This is a genomic window from Terrisporobacter petrolearius (assembly GCF_020748185.1).
GTDB classification, from domain to species: domain Bacteria; phylum Bacillota; class Clostridia; order Peptostreptococcales; family Peptostreptococcaceae; genus Terrisporobacter; species Terrisporobacter petrolearius.
The window spans coordinates 1-13,504 of the sequence record NZ_JAHZMO010000021.1 but is presented as its reverse complement, the minus strand read 5'-3'; the positions used below and the strand labels follow the sequence as shown (position 1 = coordinate 13,504).

Here is a 13,504-nt window from a genome sequence, read left to right as displayed (position 1 = left end):
ATAATGTGTTTATACTTATATATCTGAAAACTCTATATTTGCTCTGTTATATCTTACTTCTTCTTTTTTTTGTATGATAAGTTCTTCGCCATTATTTAATAATTCTCTAGGTATAACTACTATAAATTCACTTCCTTGATTAACCTCACTATTAACATTAATAGTTCCTCCATGCAAACTTACTAAAGATTTTACCAAGTATAGGCCTATACCACTTCCCTGTTTTTCCATTCTATTTCTACTTTCAACTTGTTCAAATCTTTCAAATATGCAATTAGCTTTTTCCTTTGGTATTCCAATTCCCTCATCTTTTACACTAATTTTAATTATATCTTCTTTAATATATAAATTTACATATATATTTCCATTTTTTTTATTAAATTTAACTGCATTTGATAATAAATTAAGCATAGTTCTTTCTATAATATCTTGGTCAAATAGTACTACTTCTTCTTCAACATTTGTATCAAAAATTAAGTGCATACTATTAAATTCTGTAAATTCCACAATAGATTCACATATATCCTCTATAAATGCTACTATATCTGCGTTAATAGGATTAAAACTAATATATCCTGCCTCAACTCGTGTTGAATCTAATAAATTATTTATAAGCCTCACAAGCCTTAGGCTATTCATCTCCATTATATCCATATATTTATAAAATTTATTAGCGTCTTGTGGTGATAATTTTGTTAAATTTAATTTGATAAGTTGAATTGTGCTCGATATAAGATTGATTGGCGTCCTCAATTCATGAGATAAATTTGCAAAAAAATCTAATTTAAGTTGATTTTTTTCTTCTTCTATCCTCTTTTTTTCTGTTACATCAGTTAAAATACCTACTCTTTTTGATATATTTCCTTTTGAGTCTTTTATTGGCAAAAATTTATACCAAATCCATTTTTCTTTTCCATTATCTAATTTAACTTTTCCAGTGCCTTCGTTACATTCATCAAATTCATAATCTATATTTTGATCATTCCATTCTGCTCTTTTAAAATATTCATATAACTTGTCAAAATCTTTATATAAATCTTCTGGGCTATCTTCAAATACATTTCTAAAGGCAGGACTAACATAAGTTGCCCTCTCCTTATCTCTAATAATAAACACTGAATCAGAATACTTAGTTATCTCTCTAAAATTTTCTTCATTTTGTTCTAAGCTTTTTTCAAAAACTAACTTATCATTAATTTCTACACTAAAGCCTCTTGTTCCTATTATATTATCATTATCATCTATTATAGGCCATATGGTTGATTCTAAATAAATTTTAGTACCGTCTTTTTTTCTTAATGTTTGGTAGAAAGTTTTTACATTTCTATTTGATATTACGTTATTTTCTTGTTGTCTAAATTTCCTAACATCAGACATTTCCCATAAGTCTAAGTCTCTTTTTCCAGTAGTTGTTTTTTTATCCTTTAATTTTGAATCATTACAATTTGGGCACACATCTATATATACTCCATTTAAATCTTTTGCCCAATTATATATTATGAAATCTTCTTCATCATAACTCATATTATAACTCATTGAAAATACTACTATGAAATACTCTTCTAAATAATATATATCCATAATTACAGTTTTATTATTTATCTCAACTGTATGCTCTATATTCTTATGACTATTTTTAATTATATCATTTACAAATTGGTCAAATTCTTCTCCTTTAAATTTATTTTTTATCCAATTATTTACTATTAATTCTGTTACTTCTTTTTCAAATACATTATTTTCTGTTAACAGCTTAAAAATTTTTTCAAATTCTTTGTTTTGCTCCAATACCTCTATGCCAATGTATTTATTATGATTATTCATTTTACTATTTATTATTAAGTAAGCTATTTTACTATTTCTTATTATCTTTCTATAAATATCCTTTTTCATAATAAAACCCCTCATTTTCAATTCTCTATTAAATTAACATAGATTTTAACTCTCATCATTATTTTAATTATATCACTTTTTTACATTTTTTTCCTTATTCGAAAAAATAAAATTTTCTTTTTAATATATGTATATTCGAACTTATGTTTGTCTATAATTGTACTAAATCACATAAAAATATGGAGGTTTTAAATGAATAAAGTTATTTTGGTAGGAAGATTATGTCAAGATCCAGATTTAAAATATATAGGTGAAAAAAACATACCTATTACAAAATTCACATTGGCAGTTAATAGAAATTATAAAAATGCTCAAGGAGAACACGATACTGACTTTATTAATTGCGAAATATGGAATAGACAAGCAGAAGTTTTTAGCGAGTATATGACTAAGGGTAGATTAGTTTATATGGAGGGAAAAATTAAAGTAGATAAATATTTATCTCCAAACGGAGAAAATAAAAAATCTATCACAGTAAACTGTGACTTGTTTAGATTTATAGATTTTAAACAAAATAATAATACTGAAAATACCTTTAATAATGAAGAAATCTTTACAGATGAAGTTTTTGATGGTGAAATATCCGAAAGTGAAATTCCTTTTTAATAAAAGATCACCTTCTTTACTCAACCATTTAAAATGTGTAGATTATCAATAATCTACACATTTTTTCTATAATTACTCAAATAATTCATTTTGAATATTTTTCATTTTAAATATAATAAAAGATTTTGGTTTAATATCTACTACGAATTTCCCATTTTCTTTTTCCAAAGTAACGCCATAATCACCAGGAGTATATTTTATTCCTATTTCATCTAATAAATCACACCCAAAATCAAAATCTATGCATTTGTAATCTTCACTTCTATTTATAATTATTAAACAATTATCTTCCTCTTTTTCATTAAGTGATCTTTCATAAGCAAAAACATCATTATCCCTAGTATAAATAAAATTAGTTTCACCATTTAATAATGATTTCACCCTATATCTAGTTTGAATAGAATTTCTATAAAAATCTATCATCTCATTATCTTCATTTTTCCATGGATAAGTTCTTCTGTTATCTGGGTCTTTATCTCCTTCAAGACCTGCTTCATCGCCATAATAAATATACGGTACCCCTTCGAAAGTCATTTGTGCTAATACTGCAAGTTTAATCATATCTTTATCATTATTAAGCTCTGTTTTAACTCTTTTAACATCATGAGTCCCTAATAAATTTAAATTTGACTTAAATGCCTCTGGTGGATAGTTTTCTTTCATTTCCATATACAAATCAGTAAGTTCGTATGAAGCTATTTCTCCCTTTAAGAAAGATAGTATTCCTTTTCTAAATGGATAACCCATAGCTGAATCAAGCTGTTTTCCTAAAAGATAGTTTCTACGTTGTCCATAACTAATTTTATTAGAAGCATCTTCCCAAACTTCTCCAATTAAAACTGAATCGGTCTTTGAGTTTTTTAACTCCTTTTTAAATTCAGTTACAAATTCATCTGGCAATTCATCTACTACATCTAATCTCCATCCTTTAACTCCAATTTTAGTCCATTTATTTAAAACACTCTCTTCATCTTTAATTATGTAATCCATATATGAAGGTTCTAATTCATCTACATTTGGTAAATCTTTAATTCCCCACCAGCATTTGTACCCAACCTTTGAATCATCAAAGGTATACCAACTTCTGTAAGGAGAGTCTTCATCATTATAGGCTCCTTTGCTAGAGTAGTTGTTAAACTTATTGAAATAAATACTATCAGCACCTGTATGACTAAATACACCATCAAGTATTATAGACATTCCCTTTGCATTAGCTTTTTTAATTAACTCTTTAAATGTTTCTTCATCACCAAACATAGGGTCAATCTTTTTGTAATCTCCTGTATTGTATTTATGGTTGCTAGATGATTCAAAAACTGGACTTAAATATATAATACTTACTCCAAGCTTTTTAAGATATCCTAACTTGTTAATAATCCCTCTAAGATTACCTCCATAAAAATCCCATCTTATGATATCTCCATTTTCATCTTTTATATACATTGGATCGTCTTCCCAATTTGCATATATAAAACTATTTTTCTTTGGATTGCTTGGTTTACCAGTTCTATTACCATTATTGAATCTATCTATAAATATATGATATAAAATACCTTCCTTAAACCAAGTTGGGACCTTACTTTCTTCATATACTGTTAATTGATATTTATTTATGTTGTCAAAATCATATTCACATATTTCACCATTTTGCTTCATTTTTCCATAAAATAATTTTTCATTATTCCCATCCTGTTTAACTTCAACCTCAAAATAATAATAGTATACTGCAGGAATTAGTAATGGCCCTATTTTACATTGGTATATATGCTCTTCTTTTTTATTCAATAAAATTCGTCTTATTTCTTTACTATTTAAATTTTTATCTTCTTTTGTTATTACTAAACAAATACTGTATACCTCTTTGTTAGCACTGACTTTAATATCAGCTCCCTGGTTAACATCTAAGGCTCCAAAAGGAGCCTTAAAATTTTCATTCCAGGAGTTAAATGATATTGTTTTGCACATCCTCATCACACCCTTTAAACCAAATATCTTCTATATATTCATTTATAGTTCTATCACTAGAGAAAATCCCAGAATTAGCAATATTTATAAGAGACATTTTGTTCCACTTAATTTTATCTTTATAAAGATTGCTTATTTTTTGTTGCGATTCAGCATATTCATCAATATCTCTTAGAACAAAGTATTCATCATTATAAGTTATTAAAGCATCATAAATTTCCCTACCTTCTTTTCCTAGTCCAGGTATAAAACCATTAACTAAATCATCTACAACTCGTCTTAGTAACTTGTTAGAGTGATATAAATCCTTCGATGAATATCCACCATATTTGTTATAATCTAATACCTGCTTAGCACTAAGCCCAAATAAAAACATATTCTCTTTTCCTACTTGTTGATATATTTCCACATTAGCTCCATCTAGCGTTGCCAGTGTTAATGCTCCGCTCATCATAAACTTCATATTACTAGTTCCCGATGCTTCCTTTGTAGTTGTTGAAATTTGTTCACTTATATTTGCTGCTGGTATAATTTTTTCTGCTAGTGATACCCCATAATTTTCTATAAATACAACTTTGATTTTGTCTTTTACCCTAGGGTCATTATTTACTAAATTAGCAACACAATTTATTAGTTTTATTATACATTTTGCCAAATAATATCCTGGTGCTGCCTTAGCTCCAAATATAAAAGTTCGCGGTTGAATATCTAATTCAATATCCCTATTATCCAGTATTTCATGATACAAATAAAGTACATGTAAAATATTCATAAGTTGTCTTTTATAAGCGTGAAGCCTTTTCACTTGTACATCAAATATGGAATTAGGGTCTATTGTTATGTTGTTATTTTCTTTTATATAATTAGCAAGTCTTACCTTATTGTTAAATTTTATTTTTTCTAATCTATTCAATACTTTTTCATCATCCACAAATTTTTCCAATTCCTTTAAATGAGATGTATCTTTTATCCACTTATCCCCAATCAATTCTATTATTAAGTTGGCTAGTTCAGGATTTGAGCTTATAAGCCATCTTCTGTGGGCGATTCCGTTTGTTTTATTATTAAATTTATACGGTTCTTCTTCATAAAAATCATTTAGTACTTCTTCTTTTAGCAATTTAGTATGAAGTTGTGCTACACCATTTATACTATAGCTTGATACTATACATAAATTAGCCATCCTAATTTCACCATCATACATAATAGCCATCCTTTTAACTTTCTCTTCACTATAGCCTTTTTTTCTTAAATCATTAACATATCTTCTATTGATTTCTTCAATTATCATATACATTCTTGGCAGAAGTTTTTTCATAATATCTTCGGACCATCTTTCCATTGCCTCACATAATATTGTGTGGTTTGTATAAGACATTACTTTAATAGTTATGTTCCACGATTCATCCCAGGATAATCCTTCTTCATCTAATAATATTCTCATCATCTCTGGTATACACAACGCTGGGTGAGTATCATTTATATGAATAGCAATTTTATTGGGTAAATCTTGTGGTGTAATTTTATATCTTCTACATTTTCTAAATATATCTTGAATTCCTGCACTTACAAAGAAATACTCTTGTTTTAATCTTAACAGTTGCCCTGCATAGTTTGAATCATTTGGATATAAAGTTTGAGAAATTTCCTCTGCATAATATTTATATTTTAGCGCATCTTCATAACTAGCAGCTTGATTTTTAGCATGTAAAGATAACTTTCCAAAATCTCTTGTTGGTATTTCACTTTTCCATATTCTAAGTGTGTTTATACATTCATTTTCATAACCAATTATAGGTATATCATAAGGCATTGCCATTACTGGAATATAATCTTTATGAGTAACTTTAAGATTACCTTCATCATCTTCTTCAAAATTAATTTTTCCTTCATATTTTACTAATAATGCTCTATTGGGTCTAACTGTTTCCCAAGAATAAGAGCTATTTATTAGCCAGTTATCTGGAACTTCAACTTGAGAGTTGTTTACAAACTTTTGCTCAAACAATCCGTACTTATATCTTATTCCATATCCATGACCACTGATGCCTACAGAAGCCATCGAATCGAGAAAGCAAGCTGCCAATCTTCCCAATCCCCCATTACCTAGTGCTGGATCTGGCTCTGACTCAACTATCTCATCCAAGTCTATTCCCAATTCACTTAAACCTTGCCTTACAGTATCTTCAAATCCAAGATTTAATAAATTTGATTTTAATTGTCTTCCTAATAAAAATTCTATAGAAAAATAAAATACTGCCTTTTCTTGATATATTCTACTACCTTCCCAGTCTTTTGAAATCATATCTTTTATAACATAACACAATACATTAAAAAGTTCTTCATTACTTGCTTCTTCAAGGGTTTGAGCATATAAGTTATTCATTTTCCTTCTAAAATGTTCTTTAAATCGCTTTTTATTTATTGTAATCATTAAATCGCCCCTTTAGCTTATTAAGCCATTAAATATTCTCATATAGTCTTGAGCTGATTTCTTCCAACTATTATCTGTATTCATTGCATTTATAATTAAATTATTCCAAATACTTTTATCTTGATACAATGTAATTGCTTTTTGAAGAGTAAAGAACATTTCGTGAGCATTGTAATTAGTAAAACTAAATCCGTTTCCTTCTCCTGTATATTGATTATAAGGAGTTACAGTATCTTTAAGTCCACCAGTTTCTCTTACTATTGGAATTGCCCCATATCTCATGGCAAGCATTTGACCTATACCACAAGGTTCATATAAAGATGGCATTAAAAAAATATCGCATGCTGCATAAATTTGTTGTGCAAAGGCACTGTCAAAAGTAATTCTTGCTGATAATTTATTACTAAAATTTGAATCATAATAATTAAACATAGACTGATATTGATGTTCACCTGTTCCAAGTACAACCATTTGTAAATTTTCTCTCATAATTTCAGGCATCATATAATTAATTAAATCTAAACCTTTCTGTGAGGTTAATCTAGATACAATACCTACTAAAGGAATGTTCGGGTTAACTTCTAGCCCTAGGATTTCTTGCAACTTTATCTTATTTTGTAGTTTTTTGTGTATACAACTAACATCAAATTTTTCAAATATAGCCTTATCTGTAGCTGGATTGTTTAAGTCATAATCTATGCCATTTAAAATACCTTCCAATTTATATGATTTTGATTTTAACAGTCCATCTAGTCCTTCCCCATAAAAAGGTGTTTGTATTTCTTCTACATAAGTTTTACTTACCGTGGTAACCTTATGGGCGAATACAATGCCAGCCTTCATAAAATTAACTTTTCCGTAAAACTCTATATCACCATTATTAAAATAATCATAAGATATATCAAAATCATTTCTTATCATATCTTTATTAAATATTCCTTGATATTGTAAATTGTGTATAGTATAAACAGTTTTTATATTTTTATATTTTTTTAGATGACCATAATCTTCTTTAAGTAATAATGGAATCATTCCAGTATGCCAATCATTCAAATTCATCACATCTGGATAAAAGTTCAGTTTTTCCATAGATGATAACACTGCGTTACTAAAGAAAGCAAATCTTTCTGGATCATCACCATGCCCATATATACTTGGTTCATCAGATCTCTTAAAATAAAATTCATTGTCTATAAAATAAAATGTAACTCCGTCCAACTCCGTAGTTTCTATGCCACAATATTGATTTCTCCATCCTACTTTTACACTAAATTCTGCAATTGGTTTAAATTTATCTTTTAAATATGTTGGTATAGTTGAATACTTTGGCATTATAACCCTTACATCAGCACCTTCCTTTTTTAGAGCCTTAGGAAGTGCATAGGAAACATCTCCCAATCCTCCTGTTTTTACAAATGGCCAGCATTCTGCCGTCACATAAAGTATCTTCATTAAATTTCCCCCTTTTTACTTCTAAAGCTTCTGATTCTTTTCTATGACCATAGGGTAGTCTTTATCTCCTTTTAGCTCTTTTCCTTTTGAAATACTAATATTTTTATCAAATATAACATTTTCTAAAACTACTCCTGGTTCTATTTTGCAATTTTGCATTATTACACAGTTTTTTAGTATTGCATCTCTTCCTACTTCGACTTTTCTAAATAATGTACAATTTTCAACAGTCCCATCAATTTTACACCCTGTAGCCACGAAGGAATTTTTCACATCAGCATTTTTCATATATATGGTTGGTGCTTGACTTTTATCCTTAGTAAATATCTTTCTTTCCAAGTTAAATAATTCTGATGATACATCCTTTTCTAATATTTCTTTGCTTGCCTCAGCATAACTTTGAATTGAATTTATACACTTCAAATAATTTTTGTATTCGAATCCTCCAACTTGTATATTAGAAATTTCTCTTTTAATATAGTCTTCAAAATATGAATGTGTTCCTAAGCTTGCTATTTTATATATACATTTAATAAAATCTGTTCTTTTCATAATATAAATTTCCATAGATATGTTAGCACTCGGAAAAGCTCCTATATTGCCTCCTATATTCAAAACTCTATCATTACTATCCAGATTTAATGTAATGCAACCTAAAAAATCTTCATCAGCATTGGTCACATGTTTATATATAACAGTAATATCATTTTTTGATTGTTTATGATATTTAAGCGCTTCTTTATAATCCATACTACACAACATATATCCTGGTGCAATAAGTATATATTCTTCTTTACTTTTTTCTATGTAATCTATATTTGCTAATATAGAGTATACATCTCCTGTTCTAAAGCCATAATTATTATTATGCTTTGTATTTTCTGGGCTAAAAATATAAAGTCCACCCTTTTTTCTACTCAAATCCCAATCCTTACCACTCCCCAAATGGTCTGTTAAGGATCTGTATTTTTCTTTAGCATAAATTCCAACATTAGTAATATCCGAATTTACCATGTTAGATAAAACAAAATCTATAATTCTATATCGACCTGCAATCGGAGTAGATGCTAATGGTCTTGCATAATTTAATATATTTATATTTGGATTTCCTTTTTTATCAAGATTAATTAATCCCATACATTGATTTTTCATAATATACTCCCCCCATTTTAAGCTTCAACCTTTTCAACAGCACTAACTACTTCATACTCTGATACAATACTTATTTCATTTGTCTCACTTTTTATCACTACATTGTCATTAATTACTGCACCTTCTGCTACCATCGCCTTTTCAATTATTACATTTTTTCCTATAGTAACATTAGGCATTATTACAGAATTTCTAATTATGCTTCCTTCTCCAACCTCAACTTTATGCGATAAAATTGTATTTTCGATTGTTCCTAATACAGAACAACCATCTGCTATTAAAGCTTCTTTTATGCTGGCATTTTGGCCAATATATTGTGGTGGAAGATCCATAGTATTTGTATATATTGTCCAATTTGAGTCGCTTAAATCTATAGCTTCTGGAGTACTTATTAAATCCATATTCGCTTCCCATAAACTTTGTATAGTACCTACATCCCTCCAATATCCTTTAAAAGGATATGCATACATTTCTTGACTATCTTTTAGCATGGCTGGAATTACATCTTTTCCAAAATCATCAAAACATTCTTTAGTCTTTCTAGCTCGTAAAAAATATTCTTTTAGCTTTTTCCAATTAAAAATATATACCCCCATAGATGCTAAATTACTTTTCGGATTTTTAGGCTTTTCCTCAAATTCATATATTTTTTTATCATCATCTGCATTCATTATTCCAAATCTACTAGCTTCATCCCACGGAACTTCTATAACAGCTATTGTTGCTTCTGATTTTTTTTCTTTATGAAACTCCAACATTTTACTATAATCCATTTTGTAAATATGATCACCAGATAAGATTAATACATATTCTGGATCATAATCATCTATGAAGTTCATATTTTTATATATTGCATTAGCCGTTCCATTGAACCAATGACCTTCTTTTTCACTCATATATGGTTGGAGTATATAGACTCCTCCATTAATTCTATCTAAATCCCAATGACTTCCCATTCCAATATGAGAGTTCAATATTCTTGGTCTGTATTGTGTAAGCACTCCAACTGTATCTATCCCCGAATTAGAGCAATTACTTAAAACAAAATCTATAATTCTATACTTTCCCCCGAAGGATACTGCTGGTTTAGCTATTCTTTTTGTAAAAACACCCAATCTTGATCCCTGACCCCCAGCTAAAATCATTGCTAGCATCTCTTGTTTCATTCAAATTCCCCCTTTTCAAGTTCAATTAACTCCTTAATTTATTTTAAGTTTTATAAAAGTAGCTCCTAATGGTGGTACTTTTATCTTTATATGGTAAGGCTTATTATGCCACTTCTCGTCTAGTGCAAATAAATCAGCATTTTTCATAGTTTGATTCGATCCCCAGTATTTCTCATCATCACTATTTAATACTTCTTCATATGTATCTAAGTAAGGAACCCCTACTTTGTAATCATAATAAACAACAGGTGTAAAATTTAAAACAGCTATAATAAAGTCTTTTTCATCCTTACCTTTTCTCATTAATGTAACTATACTTTTTTCTTCGTTATGCGGATCAATAAAGTCAAATCCTTCATAGGAATTATCTATCTCATATAAAGATTTTTCAGCTATATAAAAATGATTTAAGTCCTTTACAAAGGCCTTTGTTTTAGCATGTTGCTCTCTGTCTAACAATTGCCACTCTAAGCCATAAGCATATCTCCATTCAAGCCCCTGACCAAATTCTCCACCCATAAACAATAGTTTTTTCCCTGGGTGTACCATGTGATAGGAATATAACAATCTTAAACTAGCAAATTTTCGCCATTCATCTCCCGACATTTTATCCAGTAATGATTTTTTCCCATGAACAACTTCATCATGAGATAGTGGTAAAATAAAGTTTTCTGAGAATGCATACATAAATGAAAAAGTTATTAAATTATGATGATGCTTTCTATATACAGGATCCATCTCCATATATTTCAAAGTATCATTCATCCATCCCATATTCCACTTATGGCTAAATCCTAATCCACCTAAGTAGGTAGGTGAAGTAACCATTGGCCATGATGTTGATTCCTCAGCTATAATTAATGGATTTTTTATATTTTCATAAACAACTTCATTTAATCGTCTTAGAAAATCTATTCCTTCTATATTTTCTCTTCCTCCATATTGATTTGGTCTCCAATCACCTATATCATAGTCCAAGTATAAAATGGAGCTAACAGCATCTACTCTAATTCCATCCACATGAAACTCTCTAAACCAATACATTATATTTGATAATAAAAAACTATTAACTTCAGGTTTTCCTAAATCAAAATGAACTGTTCCCCATCCTAAGTTTTTTGCCTTTAGTGGATCTGCATATTCAAATTGTGGTGAACCATCAAATCTATATAAACCGTGAACATCCTTGCAAAAGTGACTATACGCGAAGTCCAGTATAATTCCTAAATTATTTTCATGACACTTATCTATAAAGGCTTTAAATTGGTCTGGTTTGCCATGTCTACTTGTAGTTGCATAATATCCTATTGTCTGATATCCCCAGCTCATATCTAAGGGGTGCTCTGTTATAGGCATTAATTCTATATGTGTATATCCCATATCTTTTACATAATCAATCATTTCGTATAATTCTTCAAAGGAAAAAAATTCTCCATTCCATTTTCTTTTCCAAGAACCTAGGTTGACCTCATATATGTTCATAGGCTCATTATTAAATCTCTTTTTATTCTTCTCTTGTAAATATTTTTCATCTTTCCAATCATAATCTGTTCTTCCATATACTATTGATGCTGTTTTAGGTCTTAATTCAGAAAGAGTACCATATGGATCTGATTTTAATCTACTTACATTATCACACCCTATGACATTGTATTTATAAACATCGCCCTCCTCTAAATCAGTAGTAAATATTGACCAAATACCACTATCATACATATTTTCTAAAGGATGAGATGTTTCATTCCACTCATTAAAATCACCTACTAAATAGACCCCTTGTGCATTAGGTGCCCATACAGAAAAAGAATTCCCAACTTCCCCTTTATACTCTGCTTTATGATTCCCAAGAAATTTATAACTATCTAAAGAATTTCCCAAAATAAAATTGTCTATTTTTTCTTTTGTAATTATGTCTAAGTATTTAATTTTAATCCCCCCTAAAGGCTAATATTTTATGTATCTTATTATACTTATACTTCTATCAAAATATGAATCTCCCTTTTTTTATTACTGATTTAACAAATTCTTTACTTTACTTATATATAACTTATAATTCGTATTAAATCTAACAATTAGTTTTTTTTAAGATTAATCGTATATTAAATATGTGAAAATTCCTATATATATTTTTCTAAATGTACATATTTTTAATAAAAATCAGCTTCGCTTAAGTAACTGCGTGGGCTCTATGAAATTTCAGACAACAACCTTGCTTAAAAATACATTTTTACATTTGCTAAATGAGTTAATATAACTTAATTCTAGAGCTTATTAACAGCGCAGGTGGAACTATAATTCCTACGAAAATGATTTTAGCCAAAGGCTGTTTTTTGCAACACTAAACTAAACCTACTATAAATAGGTTAAATTTAGTGTTGTTTTTACTTTTTTATACCCCCTCTAGACTACATCTTTCTACAACAAATCCTCTAGATTGTAACTCTTTAATAATTTTATTTTCTCGTCTTTTATCTTTATCTACGTAATATTGGATTTCTAATTCTTCATATGTACTTTTATTTTTTAATAGATGATATATCAATCTTAATATCAAGTTAGCTACCGCTATCAAAGCCTTTTTTTTACCCATCCTCGGAACCATACTCCAGTATTTATTCTTAAATCTACTATCTTTCTTTTTTATCGAAGCCCATGCACATTCACACAATATAGATCTTAACCACGGATTTCCAGACTTGATGCTACTTCTTTTTTTTACCTGCACTCTCATTATTTTTAGGACATAAACCAGCCCATGAACTCAAGTGCTTTTCTGTTGGAAATACAGACATATCACTTCCTATTTCAGCTATAATGCATGCTGCAGATGCCATAC

The 13,504-nt window shown here is 28.9% G+C and carries 8 protein-coding genes and 1 pseudogene; 1 reads left to right on the top strand and 8 read right to left on the bottom strand.

What is annotated here, in order from left to right; translation table 11 throughout:
• Positions 1-15: 15 nt before the first annotated feature.
• On the bottom strand, positions 16-1,893 hold the full coding sequence (locus tag K0040_RS12380) for a sensor histidine kinase (protein ID WP_228109096.1): 1,878 nt from the start codon (positions 1,891-1,893) through the stop codon (positions 16-18).
• Between the two features lie 192 nt (positions 1,894-2,085).
• On the opposite strand from K0040_RS12380, the gene K0040_RS12375 reads away from it, so the two are divergent.
• Positions 2,086-2,499: a single-stranded DNA-binding protein gene (locus K0040_RS12375; protein WP_228109095.1), complete on the top strand. Its 414-nt coding sequence runs from the start codon at positions 2,086-2,088 to the stop codon at positions 2,497-2,499.
• Positions 2,500-2,571: 72 nt separating this feature from the next.
• Here K0040_RS12375 and K0040_RS12370 read toward each other — a convergent pair whose 3' ends face one another.
• The 7 genes and pseudogenes from K0040_RS12370 to K0040_RS12340 all read right to left on the bottom strand — a co-directional run bounded on the left by K0040_RS12370 (position 2,572) and on the right by K0040_RS12340 (position 13,460).
• On the bottom strand, positions 2,572-4,464 hold the full coding sequence (locus K0040_RS12370) for a glycoside hydrolase family 13 protein (RefSeq protein WP_228109094.1): 1,893 nt from the start codon (positions 4,462-4,464) through the stop codon (positions 2,572-2,574).
• A complete protein-coding gene (locus tag K0040_RS12365) occupies positions 4,442-6,898 on the bottom strand; it encodes a glycogen/starch/alpha-glucan phosphorylase (protein WP_228109093.1) in 2,457 nt (818 codons plus the stop codon). Before K0040_RS12365 ends, K0040_RS12370 begins: the two co-directional genes overlap by 23 nt.
• Before the next feature lie 12 nt (positions 6,899-6,910).
• On the bottom strand, positions 6,911-8,350 hold the full coding sequence (gene glgA, locus K0040_RS12360) for a glycogen synthase GlgA (RefSeq protein WP_228109092.1): 1,440 nt from the start codon (positions 8,348-8,350) through the stop codon (positions 6,911-6,913).
• 21 nt (positions 8,351-8,371) lie between these two features.
• Entirely contained in the window at positions 8,372-9,502 is a 1,131-nt protein-coding gene (gene glgD, locus K0040_RS12355) for a glucose-1-phosphate adenylyltransferase subunit GlgD (protein ID WP_228109091.1), read from the bottom strand.
• A 17-nt stretch (positions 9,503-9,519) separates the two neighbouring features.
• On the bottom strand, positions 9,520-10,668 hold the full coding sequence (locus K0040_RS12350) for a glucose-1-phosphate adenylyltransferase (RefSeq protein WP_228109090.1): 1,149 nt from the start codon (positions 10,666-10,668) through the stop codon (positions 9,520-9,522).
• Between the two features lie 33 nt (positions 10,669-10,701).
• Positions 10,702-12,576: a 1,4-alpha-glucan branching protein GlgB gene (gene glgB, locus K0040_RS12345; protein WP_331476308.1), complete on the bottom strand. Its 1,875-nt coding sequence runs from the start codon at positions 12,574-12,576 to the stop codon at positions 10,702-10,704.
• Positions 12,577-13,057: 481 nt separating this feature from the next.
• A pseudogene (locus tag K0040_RS12340) lies at positions 13,058-13,460 on the bottom strand (transposase).
• Positions 13,461-13,504 lie beyond the last annotated feature (44 nt).

Excerpts from the sequence above, each read along its gene's own strand:
- K0040_RS12380 (WP_228109096.1), bottom strand. The coding sequence starts at position 1,893 with ATGAAAAAGGATATTTATAGAAAGATAATAAGAAATAGTAAAATAGCT.
- K0040_RS12375 (WP_228109095.1), top strand. The coding sequence starts at position 2,086 with ATGAATAAAGTTATTTTGGTAGGAAGATTATGTCAAGATCCAGATTTA.
- K0040_RS12370 (WP_228109094.1), bottom strand. The coding sequence starts at position 4,464 with ATGTGCAAAACAATATCATTTAACTCCTGGAATGAAAATTTTAAGGCT.
- K0040_RS12365 (WP_228109093.1), bottom strand. The coding sequence starts at position 6,898 with ATGATTACAATAAATAAAAAGCGATTTAAAGAACATTTTAGAAGGAAA.
- glgA (WP_228109092.1), bottom strand. The coding sequence starts at position 8,350 with ATGAAGATACTTTATGTGACGGCAGAATGCTGGCCATTTGTAAAAACA.
- glgD (WP_228109091.1), bottom strand. The coding sequence starts at position 9,502 with ATGAAAAATCAATGTATGGGATTAATTAATCTTGATAAAAAAGGAAAT.
- K0040_RS12350 (WP_228109090.1), bottom strand. The coding sequence starts at position 10,668 with ATGAAACAAGAGATGCTAGCAATGATTTTAGCTGGGGGTCAGGGATCA.